This window comes from Jannaschia seosinensis (assembly GCF_001408515.1).
Taxonomy (GTDB): domain Bacteria; phylum Pseudomonadota; class Alphaproteobacteria; order Rhodobacterales; family Rhodobacteraceae; genus Jannaschia; species Jannaschia seosinensis.
Window position 1 is genome coordinate 18,722 of the sequence record NZ_CYPR01000196.1, and the last position, 22,149, is coordinate 40,870.

Below are 22,149 nucleotides of genomic sequence, written 5' to 3' on the forward strand. Positions count from 1 at the left end.
CGGCAGATTCGGCGAGAAAATGACAAAAGAATTGGAAATTGAGAAGGAGCTGATAAATAAACTTGAGGGACTCAAGTATGTTCTGAGAGACAATATTAGGGATCGCGGCGCGCTTGAGAATAATTTCCGCGAAAAGTTTGAATCACTAAATCGAGTCCAGCTCACAGACAACGAGTTTGAGCGCCTTCTCGAGAAAATGGTAACGCCTGACGTGTTTGAAAATGCTGAGCGGCTCCGTAATCGCAATACCTTCGAGCGGGAAGACGGTACTCCACTTCATTACCAGCTCGTGAACCTGAAAGACTGGTGCAAGAACACATTTGAGATCGTCAACCAGCTGCGCATCAATACCAAGAGCAGCCATCATCGCTACGACGTCATACTCCTGGTCAACGGCCTTCCGCTCGTTCAGATCGAACTGAAATCGTTGCAGGTCTCACCACGGCGCGCGATGCAACAGATCATCGATTACCGCAATGATCCGGGGAACGGCTACACGAACAGCCTCCTCTGTTTCATGCAGCTGTTCATTGTCAGCAATCGCAGCCAGACTTGGTATTTCGCAAACAACAACAACGAGCATTTCTCATTCAATGTCGAAGAGCGGTTCCTGCCGATTTATCGCTGGGCCACTCGTGACAACAGGAAGGTCCAGAACCTCGCCCAGTTCGCCGACCAGTTCCTGACCAAATGCACCCTGGCGGAGATGATCAGCCGCTACATGGTGCTCATCCAGAACGAGCGAAAGCTCATGATGATGCGCCCCTACCAGGTCTATGCGGTCAAGGCGATCGTCGACTGCATCCATGAGAACCGCGGCAACGGCTACATCTGGCACACGACCGGCTCGGGCAAGACGCTAACTTCGTTCAAGGCGTCAACGCTCTTGAAGGACAATCCCGACATCGAGAAATGTTTGTTCGTCGTCGACCGCAAGGACCTAGACAAGCAGACCCGCGAGGAGTTCAACCGCTTCCAACCGAATTGCGTCGAGGAGAACACCAATACCGAAGCACTGGTGAGGCGCCTTCTGTCTGAGGATTACAAGAACAAGGTTATCGTCACCACGATCCAGAAGCTGGGCCTCGCGCTGGACGGGACGAACAAGCGCCAGTATCGCGAGCGGCTCGAGCCTCTGCGCGACAAGCGCGTGGTCTTCATCTTCGACGAATGCCACCGCTCGCAGTTCGGCGAAAACCACAAGGCAATCAAGGAGTTCTTCCCCAACGCTCAGCTCTTTGGCTTCACCGGCACGCCGATATTCGAAAAGAACGCCAACGCGGTTCGGGTCGAGGGCGAGGAAGCGCGACTGATGACGACGCAGGAGGTCTTTCAACAGGAGCTCCACGCCTACACGATCACCCACGCCATCGAAGACGGCAACGTGTTGCGCTTCCATGTGGACTACTTCAAGCCCGAGGGCGCACCCATCAAGCCCGGTGAGACGCTGGCCAAGCGGGCGGTGGTCGAGGCAATCCTCCACAAGCACGACGCCGCCACCAACCAGCGCAAGTTCAACGCTCTCTTCGCTACCGCCAAGATCGACGACGCGATCGAGTATTTCCACCTGTTCAAGGAAATCCAGGCCGAGCGCGCCGCGGCGCTCGAGGACTTCATCCCCCTCAACATCGCCTGCGTCTTCTCACCCCCGGCCGAGGGCAACCGCGACGTCGCCCAGTTGCAGGAGGACCTGCCGCAGGAGCTGAAAGACAACAAGGTCGAGCCGAACCGCAAGAAGGAGGCGCTGGCCGAGATCATCGACGACTACAACGCCCGCTACGGCGCCAACCACCGGATCACGGAATTCGACAGCTACTATCAGGACGTGCAGCAACGGATAAAGGATCAGAAATATCCCAACTCCGACCTGCCGCGCGACAAGAAGATCGATATCACCCTTGTCGTCGACATGCTGCTGACGGGCTTCGACTCGGCCTATCTGAACACGCTCTACATCGACAAGAACCTGAAGTATCACGGCCTGATCCAGGGCTTTTCGCGCACCAACCGGGTGCTGAACGACTCCAAGCCCTACGGCAACGTGCTCGATTTTCGCGCCCAGAAGGACGCCGTGGACGAGGCCATCGCCCTCTTCTCGGGCGAGGCGCCGGACCGCGCCCGCGAGGTCTGGCTGGTCGATCCCGCGCCCAAGGTCATCGAGAAGCTGGCTGAGGCCACCCGCAAGTTCGCCGGTTTCATGGCCTCGCAAGGGGTCGAGCCCCGCCCCGAGGACGTCGCCAATCTCAAGGGCGACGAGGCGCGGGCGGGCTTCATCGAACGTTTCAAGGAGGTGCGGCGGCTGACCACCCAGCTCGACCAGTACACCGACCTGACGCCCGAGGATAAGGCGAAGATCGAGGCGTTGATCCCGCGCGACGATCTGCGTGCCTTCTCGGCCCAGTATCTGGAGGTCGCGAAACGCCTGCAGGAGCACCAGCACAAGACCGAGGACCCCGACGACCCGATCCAGCAACTGGAATTCGAATTCGTGCTCTTCGACAGCGCGCTCATCGATTACGACTACATTATGAAGCTGATCGCGCGCTTCACCAGCCAGCCGCCGGAAAGGCGGAGGATGACGCGCAAGGAGCTGATGGGCCTGCTCGCCTCCTCCGCCCGGCTGATGGACGAGCGCGAGGATCTGGAGGCCTATGTCGCCACACTGCACGAGGGCGAGGGCTTGAGCGAGGAGGAGATCCGCGCAGGCTACGAACGCTTCAAGGCCGCGCGGGAAGAGGAAGAGCTGGCCCGTATCGCCGCGGGGCACGATTTGCCCGTGGAGGCGCTCAAGGAATTTGTCGCGGGCATCCTGCGCTTCAACATCTTCCACCCCGACGCGCTGACCGAGCTTTTCCGCCCCAAGGGGCTAGGCTGGAAGGTGCGGAGCCGCGCCGAGCTTGCCCTGATGGAAGACCTGATCCCGCTTCTGCGCAAGAAGGCCGGCGGGCAGGAGATTTCGGGGCTGGAGGTCTATGAAGATGCCTGAGGCCAAGCCCGGACCGGTGCCCGAATTGCGCTTCCCCGAGTTCCGCGATGCCGGGCCATGGGAGGTGAAGCGGTTGGGGGAGTTGGTCGAAACGGTCACGCCGCCCAAGAAGCTACAGACCTCCGAATACCTCCCGAGTGGCAGGTTCCCGATCATCGACCAATCGCCCAGCGACGTTTGCGGGTGGACCAACGACGAAACTGCGATGGTCCAGGCGGATTTCCCGCTGGTAGTCTTTGGCGATCATTCCTGCGTCGTGAAGCTGGCGAATGGCCCGTTTGCTCAAGGCGCGGACGGGATCAAGATTTTGGCTCCAACTTCCGAAATTGAAGCCAGGTTCCTGTTCCTGTCATTGCAAGCAGACCCCATCGAGCAAAAGGGTTACAAGCGCCACTTCTCCACGCTCAAGGAGAAGCAGATACCTTTTCCGCGCAAGGACACGGGCGAACAACAAAAGATCGCCGATTGTCTGCGGTCGCTGGATGATCTGATCCGGGCCGAGAAGCGGCGGCTCGAGGCTCTCAGCGCCCATAAGACGGGCCTAATGCAATGCCTCTTCCCCGCCATCGGACAAACCACCCCCCGCCTCCGCTTCCCCGAGTTCGAGGGGGCCGGCCCGTGGGAGGTGAAGCGGTTGGGGGACAGTGAAATTGCGCGGTTCATTCGTGAGCGCGTGGCCGCCGAAGACGTTCCTCTGGGACATTACGTGAGCACCGTGAACCTGTTGCCCGCTTTCTGCGGCTTGTCGCCGGAGCCTGAGAAACCGCCTGCCGGAAGCGCCATCGCATATCGGGAGGGCGATATTCTCATGTCGAACATTCGCCCGTATTTGCAAAAGGTTTGGGTCGCCGATCGCTCAGGTGGTGCATCGAATGATGTCTTGGTCGTTCGCCCAAGCAAGAGCGTCGTGAAGTCGTTCCTTAGCCAATTGCTGATGTCTGAGCGCTTCATTTCGCACGTCATGGGCGGCGCCAAGGGCGTAAAGATGCCTCGCGGAGATCTCGAGCAAATTCAAGATTTCGAGGTTCCCCTTCCGGCCAGACCGGAACAACAAAAGATCGCCGATTGCCTGACCGCGCTCGACGATCTGATCCGGGCGCAGGGCGAGACCATCGAGGCGCTCAAGACCCACAAGCGCGGGCTGATACAGAGGCTTTTTCCGCGGGAGGTCGGTTGAGCCATGGTTGAACCGCTGGCCTTCGACACGCTCGACGGCCTCGCCGGGCATCTGCGCCAGCAGATCGAGACGACAAACAAGAAGGTCACGCTCATCTTCGCCCATAACGGCACGGGCAAGACTCGGCTGTCGATGGCTTTCAAGGAGCTGGGCAAGACGCGCAACGGCGACGGCGAGGTGACTGCCCGTGACACGCTCTATTTCAACGCCTTCACCGAGGACCTTTTCAACTGGGACAACGACCTGGAAAACGACCGTGACCGCGTGCTGCGGATGAACCGGGATTCCGCGTTCTTCAATGGCCTCGACGTGCTGGAAATGGAAAACCGCATCCGCCCCCTCCTGCACCGGTATTGCGATTTCGAGTTCCAGATCGACTATGACGCGGGCACGGTCCTGTTCTGGCGCGAGACCGTGAAAGACGCCGACGGCAATGACGTGCCCCTTCCCATCAAGATCTCGCGCGGCGAAGAAAACATCTTTATCTGGTGTTTTTTCCTGGCCGTCGCCCAGCTCGCCATCGACGGGCAAGAAGCCTATGACTGGGTGAACTACCTCTATATCGACGATCCCATTTCCTCGCTGGACGAGAACAACGCCATCGCCGTTGCCGCCCACCTGGCGCGAATGCTGAAGGATCAGGACCGGCTGAAGGCGGTGGTCTCGTCCCACCACACGCTGTTCTTCAACGTGCTGTGCAACGAGTTGAGCAAGCCGTGGCAGTTCTTCCTGGGTTGCGATGGCAGCGGCTGGCAGCTGCGCAACACGGGCCAGACCCCGCGCTTCTATCATGTCGCCATGCTGAAGGAGCTGCACGCGGCCGCGCAGTCCGGCAAGCTCTACACTTATCACTTCACCATCCTGCGCAGCATCATGGAGAAGACCTCGACCTTCCACGGGTTCAACAGTGTTGGCGACGTGTTAAAGCGCAACCCGGACGACGAGGATGGCACGCTGCATTTCCGCTATGTGCAGCTTCTGAGTCACGGGAGCTATTCGCTTTTCGAGCCGGTCGAGATGATCGAGGAGAACAAGCGGATCTTCCGGACAATTTTGGACAACTTCATGAACGATTACCGCTTCAACCCCGATCTGTTCCCGGTGGCTGAGACAGAGGAGACCGCCGCATGACCGAACAGGACCAGACCAAGCTGGGCAAGACCCTCTGGGCCATCGCCGACCAACTGCGCGGGGCGATGAATGCGGACGACTTCCGCGATTACATGCTGTCCTTCCTCTTCCTGCGCTATCTCTCGGTCAATTACGAGGAGGCCGCAAGGGCCGAGCTGGGCGCCGACTGGCCTCAGCTTCCGTCTGGCGACCGCCGTTCGCCGCTGGCCGTCTGGTATGCGCAAAACCCCGAAGATACCGAGGAGTTCGAGAAAGTGATGCGCCGCAAGGTGCATTACGTCATCAAGTCCGATCACCTCTGGAGCTCCATCGCCGAGATGGCCCGCACTCAGAACGACGAGCTGCTGCACACGCTGCAGCAGGGCTTCAAGTTCATCGAGAACGAGTCCTTCTCGTCGAGCTTTCAGGGGTTGTTCTCGGAGATCAATCTCGACTCCGAAAAACTCGGCAAGAATTACCCGCAGCGCAACGCGCGGCTCTGCACGATCATCCAGAAGATCAACGAGGGGCTTTCCGAATTCTCCAGCGGGCGCGACCTGCTGGGCGACGCCTACGAATACCTGATCGGCCAGTTCGCCGCCGGTTCGGGCAAGAAGGCGGGCGAGTTCTACACGCCCCAGCGGATTTCCGACATCCTGTCGGAGCTCGTCACGCTCGATAGCCAGGACCCGGCCTCCGGTAAACGTGACAAGCTGAACCGCGTCTATGACTTCGCCAGCGGCTCCGGCTCGCTCTTGCTGAACGTCCGGCGCCACATGCGCAAGGGCGGCATCGGCAAGCTCTACGGGCAGGAGAAGAACATCACCACCTACAACCTCGCCCGGATGAACATGCTGCTCCACGGCGTGCGGGACACCGAGTTCGAGATCCACCACGGCGACAGTCTGGAAAATGACTGGGACATCCTGCGAGAATCAAATCCGGCGAAGAAGATCGAGTTCGATGCCGTGGTAGCGAATCCGCCCTTCAGCTACCGCTGGACGCCGACCGAGGAGACGGCGAAGGATTTTCGCTTCAAGAACTATGGCCTGGCGCCCAAGTCAGCCGCCGACTTCGCCTTCCTGCTGCACGGGTTTCATTTCCTCGCCAAGGACGGAACCATGGCGATCATCCTGCCGCATGGGGTTCTGTTCCGCGGCGGGGCGGAGAAGAAGATTCGCACCAAGCTCATCAAGGACGGCAACATCGATACCGTGATCGGCCTGCCGGCAAAATTGTTCTATTCCACGGGCATCCCGGTTTGCATTCTGGTGCTGAAGAAGTGCAAGCGCACCGATGACGTGCTCTTCATCAACGCGGCCGAGCACTATCAGCCTGGAAAGCGGCAGAACACACTACTGCGCGAACACATCGACAAGATCGTCGAGACGTACAAACAGCGAAAGGAAGAGGATCTCTATTCGAAGGTCGTCAGCCTTCAAGAGATCGAGGAAGAGCACGACTTCAACCTCAACATTACGCGCTATGTCAGCACGGCAGAGTTCGAAGAAGAAGTCGACCTAGCTGCTGTCCGCCAGCAACTTGATGACCTGCGAAAACAGGTTCGATCGGCAGCCCAGCGGCACAACGGCTATCTGGAGGAGCTGGGCGTGCCAATGTTGCCATACGAACTTGAAAATGGATCAGATTGACGTGGCTTCTGGTGCTCTTGTCATGTGACTGGACGCAGGTGTTGTCGAAGATAAGGTGCAGGCACCGTGCTCACGTCAGCGAACGTCCGACCTCGGTCGTTTCTCCGGAGAAGCCACCGGCATCGAAGTTTTCAGGTTTCGTTACAAAATAATGATTTGATTTCAGCGCATTACGACAAATTCACCAAAATGGCGCAGTCATGAGGTTCGGAGAATATCGGCCCGGAGAGACCGCTTCCGGGCCTCCCGGCGCAGGGGCCGGTGCTCAGCCCATCCCGCATAACCCTCGAATACAACGAGAAAATCCGGCCGCGGCCGGATCGAGAGAACGCTTTCGCAGAGGCAAGTGGCGGAGGGGACGGGACCGGGGACGAACGTTCTCTGGGTCTTAAGTCATTGATCAGGCGCGAGCCGGAGGGCCAAGGTCCGCATCAGCTATGTTCGACGGGGAGTCGGTGCAGCAAGAAAGTGTCGCGATCGGGTCCGCACCTTAACAAGGGAGCGCAAGCATATCCGCCTTGACGGCATTCCGGCGCTTCAAGCGGCGACGTCGTGGGACCGTCGAGGCAAGCGATGAGGAGCGGCGCGCTTCTATGCGGGTATGCAGAAAGCGAAGATCGCGCTAAAATACACGTATGGCCTCCGACGATCGTGGCTCGGTTCAACGCACCCTCGGAGCGACCAAGACGGAATGGGAAGCACGCCATGAGCACAGACTATGAACTTTCGCTTTCTTCATCGGACGGTACAACCGCTCGCATAACCATCGTCGACAGCCTGAACCCTCTGCCTGGAAGCGATACCTGGACAGCAGCAGACAACAGTCAGTGGGAGGTCAACGGCGGAACGGTGACGAGTTGGGGATCGGGGGGCGCTTATCTCAGTGGGCCGGTCGGTGTACAGTCAATTTTCCTAGATGGGTTTGAGAAGAGCACAAAAGCGAAGGACACCGGTGACGGAGAGAAAAACTATGAGGGGGGTACATTCCCGGCGGGTTCCTTCCGCTGGCGCTGTACCTCGACGTCATAACCACTTTCTTGTGTAGTGCTCGATCGGCTTACGCTGCTCGGTAGTGCCCCGCGGGATGGTCTAAGAGCCCGACCCGAAAAGCGTTGAGCAGTTCAGTGCCTTGTGATTCTGTCCGGTTGCCAGACTGGACGGAGGGTCACATGCCTTGGACTGAAACCGCTCGGCTTGAGTATGATCGGCGCGGCGGCCGCTACGCAAGCGATCTGACGGATCGGGAATGGGCGCTGATCGAGCCTTTCATGCCCTCGCCGCGTCGCATCGGCCGGCCTCGAACGACCGATTTGCGCGAGGTGATGAACGCGATCCTCTACATGGCGTCGACCGGCTGCCAGTGGGCCTATTTGCCGAAGGACTTTCCACCGCCCTCGACGGTGCAGCGCTATTTCTACGAATGGCGCGACAGCGGCCGGCTGAAGGCAATCAACCAATATCTGGTGATGGCGGCGCGCGAGCGCGATGGTCGCGACGCCACCCCTTCAGCCGGCGTGATCGACTGCCAGAGCGTGAAAACCACTGAAAGAGGAGGGGTTAGCGGCTTCGATGCCGGCAAGAAGGTCAAAGGGCGCAAGCGCCATATCGTCACCGACACGCTCGGCCTGATGGTCGGGCTGGTCGCGCACGCGGCCGACATCCAGGATCGCGACGGCGCGCCAGCGGTGCTCCAATCCATCCGCCATGCGTTTCCCCGGCTGCGGCACGTCTTCGCCGACGGCGGCTACGCCGGGCCGAAGCTCCGCAGCGCGCTGGACAAGATCGGCGACTGGACGCTGGAAATCGTCAAGCGCTCCGACGCCGCCAAAGGCTTCGAGGTGCTCCCCCGCCGCTGGGTCGTCGAACGCGCCTTCGCCTGGCTCGGCCGATGCCGCCGGCTCGCGAAAGACTGGGAGAAAACCATCGCCAGCGCCGAGGCATGGATCACCATCGCCCACATCCGCCGCGTCACCCGCCATCTCGCAAGGCATTGTCAAACATCATAGAGTTTCGAGTCGGGCTCTAAGAGCGCTGACCTTCGGAGAGGTCCAGTGCTGATCAGGTGGCCACGGCGGGCAACTTAATGCCGGGGTTGTCGGTGACACGCGCGAGCGTTTCCATGGACATATAGCGGCGTGCGACGGTTCACTCGTCGTTTTTTTTTGAGCATCAGCGCGCCGACAAGCTAGACGATGGCTTCGTCGTTGGAGAAGATGCCGATGACATCGGACCTTCGCTTGATTTCCCGGTTCAGTCGTTCGAGCGGATTCGTGGACGCGATCTGGGCTCAGTGCTCTCAAGGGAAGTCCATGTAGGCCAGAACGTCGTCCCGCGAGGCGTCCATCGGGGTGCCGAGCTTTGCCTAATTCTGGCGCAACGCGTCGGCCACAACATCCCCACTGGGCTTCCGCGTCCACCTTGCTCTACTGGGCGAAGACCGTCTTCAGCATCGCGGCCACGGCGGTACGCTACTTGGCTGGGGCATAAGCCAGCGTATTCCGCATCCTGTGAACGCGGCGGCGCTGGTGCGTGGCGTCGAACACCCGCCGCGCGGCGGCCCGAAGCCCCTTTTGGTCGTCCGCGACCATCAGCTTCACGCCGCGCAGGCCACGGTCGGCGAGAGATCGAGAAAGTCCGTCCAGAAGGTCTCCGGCTCCGAAGGCCCTGTGACGACGCCGAGAACCTCGCGCTTGCCGAATCGAGCCAGAAATTTGGGCCCGGCCCCTTCCAGCGGGCGAGAGACGAAGGCGTTTACCCGCTGGTCGATCTCGACGTAGAGACGGCTAACCTGCGACTTCGACATGCCGCCAAGGCGCAGCCAGAAACGACTATCCTGAAACCAAATACCGAGCTACGCTTCCTTAGCACTTGCTGCGTGGAGAGCGAGATGGACCAGTCAACCATCAGAGACCTCAGTTACCTGCTCGCCGTTATTGCAATGACGGGAGTCTTGATCTGGGGCCTGAAACATGTGTCGCGCGAGCTTGGCCGAGTGAATCCGACTACTAATAGAACACTCATGGCTGAGGCGCTTTCCGAGAAAGAAGGGACTGAGGCAGGAGTGGACGAAGACACCAGTTTCAGTCGAGTTTCCGGCGCGTTGGGTGCCATTGGGATCGCGGCGACATTCGTCGGAATTGGGTACTGGGCGCTTCATGGTCTGTTCTTTGGAACTGAGGCTAATCTAGAAAAGATTTCGTCACTATCCACGTACTTCTTGGCGGGATCCGCGTTATTTATCCCCTACGGGTTTAACAAGATTTCTAAAATTTTCAATTAGAAGCTAACTGCGATCGGGGCGGTCGTGGTGTGGTTAGCATCGCGGCGCTTCTAGGGCTGACCCACGCGGGGTATCTCGTCGCCAAGAGGCGGCCAACGGACAAGACACGGAACTGACCAGGACGTGGATCGGGGCCGGAACCGGGGGAAGGACTGCATGGCAGAGATACAAATATTCGGTGACGGCGCGGTTACTGTCGTTCTTGTCGCCGAAATTTCCGCCAGCTCCGCCCGCGTCACAGGTCTGATCGTCCGGCTTGCGGGAAACGAGGCGACCGTCACTCTCGCCGAAGCGATCGAAAACATTCACGTGAAACTGCTGTTCTTCGAGAACGAGGACGGAAAGTTCGGCCCGCCCCGCGACGAACTGCCTTCGATCAAGGAGGCGGCCGCACTGGGTCTTGCCGCGGCACGGGCCAAGCTGCGCGCCGAGTTGGCATCCGTCGAGATTCGGGAGAAGGGTATTTTCGGCTTTCCAGCCGGATTCGCCAAGGCGTCAATGTCAATCCGCTTCGCCGATAGCGCGGACGGATCGCTTGGGTTCCGGCTCGACGCACGGACGCGGCTGGATGTATCGGCACAGTTCGCGCTCGAACAATATGCCATGGTTACCGCCAATGCCGAGTTGGAGGCGCGGATTACGGTCGCCTCGGAGGATGTGCTTGCATCGCTCGAATTGCTGGTGCCAACGCTCCCGAACCTAGGGTTCAAACTTCGAGATGTGGCCTTACCCACGTTGTCCTTCTACGACCTGAATGGGGTCGACATCAAGATCGGCTCTCTGACAGCGCTGAAGCTACCCCTGCCCGAATGGCTGCCGAACATCTCCGTCGAAGGTGGCGCGCCATTTACGGTGTCGGCTGATGCTGGCAATGGAGCCTTCGGTCTGAACGCAACGACCGATATCGATGTTCTGCTGGACTCGAACGAAATCGCGAAGATCGAAGATTTCGCGATCAGTCTCGATGGTGGGACGATCAAAGTCGCGGGCAAGGTCACGGCCGAGCACGACACCCCGATTAACAAGCGCTTCGAATTCGGCGGCGGCGACCTGCCCGTCCGCGTGCAGGTGGCGGTAAAGAATGTGACCGCCGCCTTCGACGGCGGGGCCGGGGCCTTGGCCGTGACATGGACCTTCGAAGAAATCGCCGTCGAGGCGACCGACGATCCCGGCGCGCGGATCGCCGTCGCACTCGATCTGGTCACGGTAACAACGTTGTCCAGCGGGGAGACAAGCTGGGACGCGGCAAATGCGAAACTTCTGGACCTGGGCGCTGACGTTACCTTCGAGGTGCCCGACCTCAATATTATCGACGGGTTGATGAACCTGCGGCTTGGCTTTCTGGCCGATGCGGCGGGCGCTTTAGCGGAGTTCTTGGATCGGCTGGCCCGGCTCTTGGCCGCGGTCTTGCGCTACATGGCGCGCGCCGTGGGCGCGGTGACCGGCCTGTTGTCCGAAGTGGCCAAGGCGCTTGCCGGCCTGCTCGCGGACGGGCTGCGTAAACTGTTGGAGCTTCTGGACAAGGTCGGCGACGTCGTCACGCTGGAACTGCGCCTGGACGCGGCCACGCTGCGCCCCTTGCAGGTGGTCGTTCTTCCGGTGAACGCCGACCCGAAGCCCGTCGACATCGGCAGCAGCCTGCTGCGCGTGACAGCGGATCACCGCTTTGTGCCCGGCATGATTCTCGATTTCGTCAACCACTGGCAGGGGCTCGCGCTGTTGCGTGAACCTGATCTAAACGTCAATCCTCAAGTGACGATATCGACCGACCTTTGGCTTGGGTCCGATACCGACGAGGCTGGAACGATCCCGGTCGAGTCCCCTGACCCGCTGATCTCGGTCTCGGCGACTGCAAAGGACCCCAATGCCGCTGAAGCCATCGTGATCGCCGCACTCAGCCGCGGGCGGGGCAAGTTTTTTCAGACTTTCGGGGCAGAGCGAAAGAAGGCGGAGAAAAATAAAAACGGCGTCATCACCTTCACCAGTGTCGGCGCCATTTCCGATCTGAAGGCGCTGTCAACAGACAACTTCCTATTCAAGCTGGACGCCGAGCGGCTGAAAAACAAGATCACCGCTCTGATGCCGCAAGGGCCGCCAGAAAGCGGGAGCGACAAGCTTGCGCAATTCATCGACATTGAAGAGTTCACTTTCGATCCCGACAGCGCGCCTAAATTCAAAGGCAATTTGAAGGTCCGGATCAGAATTCCGACCACCGGGAATAACGAGATCCTGATCCCGCTGGAAATCTCCGCGGTGCTAGACATAGAGACTCTGGAACTGACGCTGGATGCCGATGAAGAGATCATCATCCAGAGCAAGGCCATCGACGAAGTGATCTACGGGTTCGGCCTGATCCTCGCGCCGGTCGGGTATGACAAGGACAAAACCGTCGTAGGCGACTTGTTCAAGATCGGTTTTAAGAAAGGCGATTTGTCGCTGGAACTTGCCGCCGGTGCCAAGGCGCTTCTATCCTATGACCAGTTGTCGGGCGACGGCGCGTCGCTGGCCTTCGAAGCCACGGAATTCGCAATCGATCGCGGCGGACTGGACCTGATCGCAAGGGTCATGGCCGATCGCCCCGTGCGGCTGGGCGGACTGGATCAGCCGTTCCGCTTCAATCGCGGCTCAATCTCTATTCAGGGCGGTGTGCTACAGGGCGGGACAATCTCGGGGTATGGCCCGATGCCGCCTGCGCTGATCGGCGAGGCAAAAGCCGAGATCGACCTCGTGTTCGGCCGACGCAACGGAAACCTCGCCCTGGTGGCCGCCAACGCCAAGCTGGAAAAGGAAGGAGAGCCGCTTTATTCCACCGGCACCCGGTTCCGCGTGGTGCTCGACGCGCTCGGCCTTGGTTTCGTCGATCCTGTCGTCGGCCCGACTCAGTTCTATTTCCAGCTGTGGGGTTCTGCCAGTTTCGAGCCGGAAATCGGCGCCTTTGATGGCGGGCTTCTGGAAAACTTAAAGTCGGTAGCGATCCGGCTCGAGGGTGCGCCGCTGACCGGCGACGGGCGCGAGTTGATCAAACACATCAGTTTCCTGGTCGAACTGGACCCGCCGCTGCGTGAAAAGCTGTTCGAAATCTTCAAGTTCGAAATTCGCGGCATCGCATTCTATCCGGCCAGCAAGGCCTGGCCCGACAATCCGCCCGCCATCGGGATCGCTGGACAGATCTCTTTCCTCGAAGCTGGCGATGTCGTCTCCTCCGAAATCAGCTTCCACGAAATCCTGATCGCTTTGCCGGAACCGGGCGGCGATCTTCCGTTGCCGCGGATTCGCGCGGACGGGCTTTCGATGCTACTGCGCATTGGCGGCGTGGCGCAGGTCGAGGCGACTGCCCTCGCCGTAGATGGCTCGATCCCGTCGCTTTACGCCCCCGTGGCGCTTCCGGCCGATGTGACAGCCAAGGGCTTTCTCGCCTCCGGTCGGATCGACATCGTCGGGCTTGGCGCCTTTGGCGGCGCGATGGGCGTGCTGGAGCTGAAAAAGAACAACCAAGTCAAACACGCAATGTTCATCTATGGCCAGGCCGAGAAGCTGACAGAGCGGATCGACACGCCGATCGGCCCGCTGTTCATCCGCGAGGTCGGCTTCGGCTTTGGCAAGAATTATACTCTGTCGGCCTTGGCCGGTGCGGACGAGGCCAAGACGCCGCGCGAATTGGTCACGACACTGGACCGTTTGTCGAAGGTTCAGGGGAACCTTACGAACTTCAATGCCTGGACACCGCAATTCGACAAGGACGCCCTGACGCTGGCCCTGCGGGGGATGATCTCTGTCGCGGCCACCTCGACCAGTTCCGCCTCTTACGATGCGGACGGTGAGGCTAAGGTGTCGAACCCGTTGCTGATGGATATCGTCCTGGCGCTGCGCACCGATCTGACGTTCTTCGTCAACGTCCGCGGATGGCTCGCCACCAACTACAATGACTGGTTCATCGCCCCGTCGGGGGCAGAGTTCAAGGAACGCCCGACGCTGCGCGGCTATCTGTATTTCTCGGTGCCGCGCAAAGAGTTCCTGGCGCGCTTCCTGTCCGACCCGACGGGGATCGTCGGCAAGCATCCGGAACTGCCCGACGCACTGGTCAAGGCCATTGAGGGCACTCGATTCGCAGCAACGCTGTATATCCGTCCGGGCCTATATCACACCGAACTCGGCTGGCCCTACGAATTGGGGTTTGAGTTGGGCAAGCCAACGGACAATTTCTATCTCTCGCTGTCCGCTGGTCTCGTGTTCCGGATCGAGGACGCGACAATGCTCTATGGCGTCGCGTTCAAGGCTTCGGGCCTGATGCAGTTCGGCGGAGAGGTGGGCAACGCCAACTTTGGCGCCAGCGCCACGGCCCGGGCGGATTTCCTGCTGGGCGCTCGCTTTATTGCCTATCTGGCACCGTTGAACCCCCGGGATACCCTGTTCTACGGCGAGGTCTACTTGGGCCTTACCTTGAAATTCTCGGTATCGGTCTGGCTGTCGTTCAAGGTGTTCCGAAAGCGGTTCACGCTTCGGATCGGCTTTTCCATCGGCCTGACCATCGAGATCGCCGCCGAGGTTGTGCTGTCCGGCCAGGGGCTGGGTGCGCGGGTTTATGCGTCGGTGGGTGTGCAAGGCTTCGGCCGGTCACTGTCTGTGGGTGTCGGATTTAGCTTTGGCGACAGCGCGCTGGACCGGGCGCGCGGCCGGGTCGCGCGGTTCATGCAGCTGGGCCTGGGCATCGACCCGCCGCGCGAAGAGACGCTGCTAGCCCCGGCACCCGCCGCCGAACCGGCACGGAGCGAGCGGGCGAAAGAAGCGGACCGTTCGATCAGCGAAAGACACCCGCCGCAACCGCCGAATGCGCCACTGCCCGACCCGGTTACTGTGGAGCCAGCGAAGGGCCGGCAAATCGAGGGCACCGATTTCTGGGCGGTTCTCTTGCACGCCGGCAAGGATCCGAATGGCGAGGACACCTATCTGATCCAGCTCATCCCGCGCGATCATTCCGAAAGAGTGCGTGACACCGCCACTTTCTATGCGGAACCGTGGTTCATCAAGGATCAGAAGGAGGGCGCAAAGACGGCCGGGGCAACGAAGGGCCGCACCGAGGGCGACTACAAGATAAAGCTGACTACGGATATTGACGGGCTGAAATATTTCGGGCGCCTTGCGGAAGGCGACCCCAAGGCCCCCGCAACGCTGACGGCCATCAAGAAAGATGTCGAACTTCAGCTTTTCGCCAATCTTGCGCGTCCGGTCGGGGAAACCGAAAACGGCGACCTGGACCTGAATTTCCTGCTGACCGAGTGTTTCCTGGCGCATCCCGACAGCGTTCCCGGCGAGTTGGCGGAGTTTGGCTTTGGCGAGTCCCTGCCGGTCCAGCACACGCATCCTGACGCATTCGTGGACATCCCGCCTCGCCAGTCACGGGACAACCAGGCGCAGCGCTTCGCGGCCACGGATCCCGTCCTGGAGGCTTCGGTGATCGCCGAGGAAAAGCGCAGCGCGCTGATCAACAAGATCGGCGAAAGCGCCTTTGCGCTGGCTGAACGTGCGCGGGACCGCTCCGGCGCCGAGGACGCGGTTCGACTGGTACAAGAGACCGAAACGCTGAATGCGGTGGATTTCGGCCTAACCTTCCTTCTCAAGGCGTCAAACCTGGACTTGTTCGAAAAAGACGGCAAGGCCCGGCTGGAGCTTTACAAGCGGGTTGGGGACTATTCGGCCGGTAACGAGCCGGACTGGGATTTCGTCAAATGCTCTGTTGAACTGCTTAATCATCCCGACGAGTCGTTCGAGGCGACCGAGCCCCGGCTGGACGATGCGCGGGTTGAATTGGCCGACGACGGGTATCGTTTGTACTGGGATCTCGAACCGGCGTTCGGGTCTTCTGCCGAGCTTGGCTTCGCCAAGGACCCCGAAACCCGGCTGGCTTTTTACGAGATAGAGCGCAGTTTCGAAGGCGCGGACATCGCGATGACGGCGCAGTTCCGGACCAAGAGCGCGACCCCGCAGCAGCACAATTTTGACCCTGTCACCAACACCGTCGTCGTTAGCCGTTCGCGCGCTGCGCTGCATTTGACCGACGATCTAAGCCAGGGCGGCGTCCCCGAAGCGCTGCGTGCGCAGCTCTTTGGAACGCCCTTGCCCAAGGGTGCCAGCGCCCGTGCGATCTGGACCGCGGCCTTTGGAGCGTCGCCGCAGGCATCGGTGGTCTACAAGGTGACGGCCGTGGACGTTCTGGGCACGCGCACAGGGCTGCGAGTGCTGGAACGGACAATCGCGCGCCCGCCCTTGGACGTGCGTCCGCCGCTGTCCGTCGAATTGGCCGTCAGCTTCGAGGGCGAACTTCCAAAACTGCAACAGGATGCGGACCCACAGATCGACCTGACGCTAATCTATGAAGATGTCGAGCATTTTGCCGCCGCACAAGATCAGCCGCTGCAATTGCGGGTCCGGTCACACACGCTCTTGGGCGGGGGAGAATACGGTGCCGACGCGGTGGACGACGCCAAATCGCGTCCTGGCCAGGCGGATATCGATACCAAACGCGAGCGCGACGTAGATCTGTTCTTGGTTCCGGATGGCGGGGGGGCGCTGAAGGTCAAGCTTGGCTTGGCAGAAGGCGCTTCTTCGAAAGGGCTTCCCAAGGACAGGCGGTACAATCTGACTTTGGTGCCGAACGGCACGGCCGTAGCCGATCCCGCGCTTGAACTGCGTAGGGCGCTGCACATCCCGAAAACGGCCGGCACCGCCCAGGACCTGCGCGCCTGCCGCGCCTTCCTGCGCAGTTTCGGGAAACTCTATATCGACCCCACCCCCTGGCTCTATGTCGAAACGCTACTGCGCGCGGAAAAGACCGTTCCGCAGGCCGACAGCGTAGAGGAGGTCAGGGAATTTGCAGCCGTCGTCGAGGCCCTGGAGACACCGCTGTCGCTTCCGTTCCTTGCGCTCGAACAGAACCAGATCGAGCGCAACGCCGGGCGGCTGGAACTCGTCTATCCCGTCGAGGGCGCCGAACTAAAACATCTGGCTGAACAAGCTGGGCCGGTGGTGACGCGTCGGCGGCTTGATCCCGAGCGGCGGGCGGCGATTCGCCTGGACTTCAACGCCTCCGGCGCCCGGCTTGCCAAAGCCTCCGGAACCCGGCTGGCGTCGCTGGTGGCGGGTTACGACGTGTTTGTTGTCGACCCTGCGCGACTACGTTCGCTAGGCGGCAAAGATGGGCCAACTGCCGACCAGGTCGCCGCCGAAGCGCGCAAGCGGACTACGGTCAAGGTCCTGCCCCGCACCCTTGCCGGAACCTCGCCGTCTGCCCTGCCCGACACCCGCTCGATCGAGGTGCGCTATCCATCGGACACCGCCCGGACCGATCCCGAGCAGCTCAATGGCCGTACGCACGCGCCATGGTTCTCTGCCGCGGAAAGCCTCGTCGCCTTCCCGCGCCGCTGCCTGCGGCGGTCGCTGTTCCCCGCGCCGGAAGAGGCGATGATTTCGGAATTGCTGGCAGAACGGAAGGTGCGGAAGATTGACTTCGCGCTGACGCCGCTTCCAGGCGGTCTGCCGGATGAGCCATTAAGCCGCGCGAAGTGGCTTGCCAATGCACCGGTCGAGGTGAAGCGTGACATCGCACATCCCAATGCGGAAAAGCCTGCTCCTAAGGTCAAAGCGACCGCAGAGAGCGACGGCGACATCATCACTTGGACCTACGAGAGCGACGATGACATTACCGTAGCCGAGGTGAGGGCCATCCTGCGGGGCTTGGTCATCCAGCCCGATGAAGTTGTCGAAGACGCCTATCGCGCCTGGCGCGCGAGTGGCTCGAACCCGGGCTTGGCAAATCAGTTCCGGTTGCGCGTGGCGATCACCGCGACGGACGATCAAGGCAGCGCGGCTGAAAGCCATACCGAAGTCGATCTGGCCAGCAGCCTGCATCCGGTTCTGGCCGACACGCTCGATGCACTCAACTATATGCCGTACGACGAAAAGACGGCTGGGGCGGTCTATCGCGCCTTCGAGGTCGTGCGAGAGCCGGTGCCACCCCTGGAGACGGACGGGCTGGACACTTTTCTTGACGCCCGCGCGCCCTCTGCCGATCCCTACGGCTGGGGCGTTCTGCGCGCGATGGGACTTGCCGAAGGGGTGCGCATCTATGACGTCGACCGGGCGCAATTCCTGAAGGGTCAGGCGCTGTTCGATCATGTGGACAGGGTTCTGACGGAGGCGCTGAAACGGTACGACGTCGCGCCGCTGGGCCATCCGTTTGTCGAACTTGTCGACGTGCCGGACGATTTCATGGGCATCAGCTCTTTCGATGGCCGCGCGGAAGCCCCTGCAGAGGACACCCAGCGTATCCGCGCCGGCGATACCTCAATCCTGCAGATCGGCCTGCGCCCCCACGCAGACCGGCTGAGCGTGCCAGAGCCACCGGTGCGGTATCTTGTCTGTTCGCGCGTGGACGACAAGGCGCTTGCACCCGAAAAATTGACGTTTCCGGCCGACCAGGGCTCGGCGCTGATCGATACCGTCGGTCTGCCGCTGGAGCAGGGCGCCGGCGCAGCGCGGTTCGCGGTCGGCAACGCGTCCTCAATCGTATTCCCGGGCCAACCGGAACTTCGGATCCCAGGTGGCGCGCAGATTTACTATGATCGCCTGTCGCGCCTCGTAAAGGGCCGGCCCGCGGTGCTGATCCGTGTGGCGGCGGTGGAAACCGGGTTCAAGTTCGGCGCCTTCCGCGACGCGTTGCAGCAGGCCATCGACCCGGCTCGACTGACGATATCGCCGTGGATCGACACGCTGGACGATTGGACCGACACGCGAGACAAGGAGGGCACGTTGGGAGGCAACCCGTTCGATGTCTTTCCGCCGCTCGACGGGGCGCTATTGCGCGTCATGCTCGACCTTCCGATCGCCGGGTCCAGCGACGAAACCCAGGCCTCGCGCTTCAAGTCTTGGCTGCCGCCGCGGCACAATCCGGCCAACGATTCTGCCGCGTTCGACGCGACAGCCTTCGCGGCGCGGTTTGGTGCGTGGTCGGAACGGTTCCTGCGGCACGGCGCGGCGATCAAGGGCCGCGGCGCCGCCACGAGTCACATCGGCTTTGCCTTTGCCGCGCTGACCACCGGCGAAAGCTATGCCCGCACGCCCGATCAGAACGGTCGCGTCAGCGTGTTCATGATCGACCAGTCCCGCCTTGGCCGCGAGCGGTATTTCGCGATCCGGCCGTTCGGGCGTTATGTGTCTATCGAACAGGCGGCCAATGGCGGCGGCGAACGTCCCGTCACGCTGGAAGGTGCGCTGCATACTGACTGGCAGCGTCAGTTCGCCTCGGTGTCGCTGCCGCGATCTAAGCCCTTGGACCCGCCCGCTATCCTGTCCACCGCCCGCGCCGAGTCCGACGAAATCCGGCAAACGCGAGGCGTGGAACTTGTCGTCGCGCGCACCGCCGATCAGATCGTTTCCACCGCGAACCTGCGGGCCGAGCGGGCACTGCAGGGTGCGTGGACCGGCCTGGAACTGCGCGCCAGCTACCCCGCGCTGGATATCGCCCGCGCTTTATTGGGGAACAAGGACTTCGAGGCCTTCGAAGACTTTGACGACTGCGATTTTGGCGCCGACACGATGAAGCCGGGTGACATGAGCATCATGACGCCCGAGGACCTCGCACGGCTGGGCGAACGCGCGCCCGACGCCTGGCGCGGCGCGATCCGGTACGAAGTGGCTGGCGCCCCGCCGTTCTTTGATCTGATCGCGATGGTGCACCAGTCGGCGGGTGTCGTGGTCTCGGACGTCTCTGCGGTGCCGCTGCCTTCGTCCGGTGCCGTGCTGCGCTTGCCGCCGCGCGAGAAGGGCGGCGGCGTGCGGCACCACGTCCCGGCGAAAGTTCCGACGTGGCGTTTCGATTACGTCGAGGACGACGGCACGCTGAAGGCACAGGTCACCTTCGACCTTCCCATGGTGCGCAATATCGATCTCATGCCGGACGTCGACATCACCGCCTGGACGGGCGACGACCCCGCCAAGGTCGCCACCGTCTACCGGCTGCCGGATGCGCAGGCGAGCTATCGTATCAGCACCCTGGCCCCGGACCTCGCCACAGCCACGCCGCTTATCGAGGTGCTGCCCGCGCAGGAGGTCAAGAACCCATTGGCCAGTCTCTATCACCCGATGCTCCTGTCCAACAGCTTCGACGCGGTGGCAAAGACAGTGACGCTGTCAGGGCAGAAGCCTGAACCTTACTGGAACTGGCGCCTGAGACTGACCGCCACGCTGCCCTCTGGAAAAGCACCGGAGGAGATCCATCTGCCCGATCCAACTGCCGATGGCAAAGGCGGCTTCACCAACCTTCCGACCGATTTCGACGCAGAGGTGTGGCTGCTTTGGGCCCCGCAGCGGACGTTCGAATTCATCGTCGAAGACCTGGATGGAGTGGCCGATCTGGTAAGTGCCCTAACAGCCTATGACGATGTGCCCGGAGTGGCCAAGATGATCACGGACCTGACGGCCGCGGGCGAAGGGGACAAGATCACCGCGGCCCTCCCGCTCGGTCTGGCGCCAGACGTGTCGGGGGTCACGGGCGCGGGCGCGACCGAGGGCGCGTTCACCTTTCCCGACAAGCTGGAGGCCGGGATCCCCGTTTCCGCCGCGCGGCGCAGCCGCGGTTGGGCGGAACACCTGCCCGGCAAGACCCGCGACCTAGTGAACCGGATCATGAGGGCCCTTGGTGAGCTTCGCCGCCGGCAGTTGCCGACCGGCAAGTCGGGACTGACCGCCGTCTACCGGCGGACCGAGGTCAGTAGCAAGATCAGCGGTCTAGCCGCGCCCTACGCGCATTTCCGGTTGCTGCGCTACAAAGCGGATGACGGCACAGGGATCACGGACTCGCAGTTGCTTACTCTGATCGACGCGCTGGAGGCGGCGCCGAGCAGCGACGAGCGCATTCGGGCACGGGCGCTGGACACCCTGGAACTTGCGCAAACGCCCGCCGCCGAGGTGACGATCGTCTGGCCGGTGGCGGACAAAGCTGTCGCCGTCAAGGACCTGACCAGCGCGGCGGTTTCGGATTCGATCTTCGCCGGTGTTCACTGGCTTCCGGACCGGGCAGAGCAGGACAACGTGCCCGCAAAGATAAAGGACATCGTGCGTGGCGCCATCCGCGAACGGGTGATCGGCGAAGGCGCGCGGCTGCGGCTATCGGCCTACCGCGGCAACGCGCAGGCCGACACGGCGCTAATCGACCTGACTCTCGGCACGGAGTAAGAGACATGAGCCGACCCCTCCGCTCAATCCTCATCATCGGCCCGCGGTGGAAGGACGGCGCACTTTGGACTTTCGATGCCGATCTGTTCATGGAAGTTCCCAAAGCGAAAAAAGAACCGCTGGTCGAACACACTCCAACCTTGCGCGGACTTGGCGCACGGATCGAGGCCGAGACACGGGTGATCGGAGATCCGGTCGAACTGCACGAGCCGCCTCTTCTGCGCGGGCGACTGGACCTCGAGAAACCCGCCTTCGTTCAGCTTCATGGCCCCAAGGATACGCCGCACGGGTTCCACGATGCCGTGCAGCCGACTGGCACCGGCCGTGCCGATGTGCTGCTCGCCCAGACAGAGCCATGGCCCAACCCTTGGGACTGGCATCACCAGCAAGAACGACCAAACCCCAAGAAACTGATCGTCGTGCCGGACCAGAGGCTCGTGGCCGGGCGTATTGCCTTGCGTGTTCCGCGGGCAAAGAAGAATAAAAATGGCCTAGCGGAGTTTCTGCATTACAGCCCGGGCAAACACACGATCTTTCAAGGCCATCCTCTGGTCGGAGACGACGCTGGCAAGGGAACTGGGCCCTTGGTTCGCCTCGTCCCGGATGGGATTGAGATCGATGTGCGCCTTCCCCATCCCCTGATCGACATTGTCCCGAACGTTCCCGATACGCTTCCGGTGCGAGTCCGCATCGAACCGGACGGCACCACCGGATT

Annotated in this window: 8 protein-coding genes and 1 pseudogene; 7 read left to right on the plus strand and 2 right to left on the minus strand. The window is 61.4% G+C overall.

Annotation, left to right across the window (positions count from 1 at the left end; translation table 11 throughout):
* The first annotated feature begins 19 nt into the window (after window positions 1-19).
* The 5 genes from JSE7799_RS14555 (at window position 20) to JSE7799_RS14575 (ending at window position 8,931) form a co-directional block, all read left to right on the plus strand.
* On the plus strand, window positions 20-2,986 hold the full coding sequence (locus tag JSE7799_RS14555) for a type I restriction endonuclease subunit R (RefSeq protein WP_055664276.1): 2,967 nt from the start codon (window positions 20-22) through the stop codon (window positions 2,984-2,986).
* Window positions 2,979-4,163 carry a restriction endonuclease subunit S gene (locus JSE7799_RS14560; protein WP_186201966.1) on the plus strand — a complete coding sequence of 395 codons (1,185 nt, stop codon included), beginning with the start codon at window positions 2,979-2,981 and terminating at the stop codon, window positions 4,161-4,163. The genes JSE7799_RS14555 and JSE7799_RS14560 overlap by 8 nt, the downstream gene beginning before the upstream one ends.
* 3 nt (window positions 4,164-4,166) lie before the next feature.
* On the plus strand, window positions 4,167-5,294 hold the full coding sequence (locus tag JSE7799_RS14565; RefSeq protein WP_055664253.1) for an AAA family ATPase: 1,128 nt from the start codon (window positions 4,167-4,169) through the stop codon (window positions 5,292-5,294).
* Window positions 5,291-6,925 carry a type I restriction-modification system subunit M gene (locus JSE7799_RS14570; RefSeq protein ID WP_055664254.1) on the plus strand — a complete coding sequence of 545 codons (1,635 nt, stop codon included), beginning with the start codon at window positions 5,291-5,293 and terminating at the stop codon, window positions 6,923-6,925. The genes JSE7799_RS14565 and JSE7799_RS14570 overlap by 4 nt, the downstream gene beginning before the upstream one ends.
* Window positions 6,926-8,094: 1,169 nt before the next feature.
* A complete protein-coding gene (locus JSE7799_RS14575) occupies window positions 8,095-8,931 on the plus strand; it encodes an IS5 family transposase (RefSeq protein WP_055664255.1) in 837 nt (278 codons plus the stop codon).
* Window positions 8,932-8,983: 52 nt separating this feature from the next.
* Here JSE7799_RS14575 and JSE7799_RS20050 read toward each other — a convergent pair.
* A pseudogene (locus JSE7799_RS20050) lies at window positions 8,984-9,734 on the minus strand (IS256 family transposase); the annotation flags it as partial.
* Between the two features lie 78 nt (window positions 9,735-9,812).
* On the opposite strand from JSE7799_RS20050, the gene JSE7799_RS14585 reads away from it, so the two are divergent.
* Both JSE7799_RS14585 and JSE7799_RS14590 read left to right on the plus strand, forming a co-directional pair.
* Window positions 9,813-10,205: a hypothetical protein gene (locus JSE7799_RS14585; RefSeq protein ID WP_055664257.1), complete on the plus strand. Its 393-nt coding sequence runs from the start codon at window positions 9,813-9,815 to the stop codon at window positions 10,203-10,205.
* Window positions 10,206-10,361: 156 nt separating this feature from the next.
* Window positions 10,362-21,434, plus strand: coding sequence for a hypothetical protein (locus tag JSE7799_RS14590; protein ID WP_055664258.1), 11,073 nt, complete (start codon window positions 10,362-10,364; stop codon window positions 21,432-21,434).
* Window positions 21,435-21,457: 23 nt separating this feature from the next.
* Here the strand turns inward: JSE7799_RS14590 and JSE7799_RS20645 are convergent, their stop codons facing one another.
* A complete protein-coding gene (locus JSE7799_RS20645) occupies window positions 21,458-21,700 on the minus strand; it encodes a hypothetical protein (RefSeq protein WP_144431734.1) in 243 nt (80 codons plus the stop codon).
* Between the last annotated feature and the right edge of the window lie 449 nt (window positions 21,701-22,149).

Excerpts from the sequence above, each read along its gene's own strand:
- JSE7799_RS14570 (WP_055664254.1), top strand. The coding sequence starts at position 5,291 with ATGACCGAACAGGACCAGACCAAGCTGGGCAAGACCCTCTGGGCCATC.
- JSE7799_RS14585 (WP_055664257.1), top strand. The coding sequence starts at position 9,813 with ATGGACCAGTCAACCATCAGAGACCTCAGTTACCTGCTCGCCGTTATT.
- JSE7799_RS20645 (WP_144431734.1), bottom strand. The coding sequence starts at position 21,700 with ATGAAGCTGAACGAAGGCGGGTTTCTCGAGGTCCAGTCGCCCGCGCAG.
- JSE7799_RS14590 (WP_055664258.1), top strand. The coding sequence starts at position 10,362 with ATGGCAGAGATACAAATATTCGGTGACGGCGCGGTTACTGTCGTTCTT.
- JSE7799_RS14555 (WP_055664276.1), top strand. The coding sequence starts at position 20 with ATGACAAAAGAATTGGAAATTGAGAAGGAGCTGATAAATAAACTTGAG.
- JSE7799_RS14565 (WP_055664253.1), top strand. The coding sequence starts at position 4,167 with ATGGTTGAACCGCTGGCCTTCGACACGCTCGACGGCCTCGCCGGGCAT.
- JSE7799_RS14560 (WP_186201966.1), top strand. The coding sequence starts at position 2,979 with ATGCCTGAGGCCAAGCCCGGACCGGTGCCCGAATTGCGCTTCCCCGAG.
- JSE7799_RS14575 (WP_055664255.1), top strand. The coding sequence starts at position 8,095 with ATGCCTTGGACTGAAACCGCTCGGCTTGAGTATGATCGGCGCGGCGGC.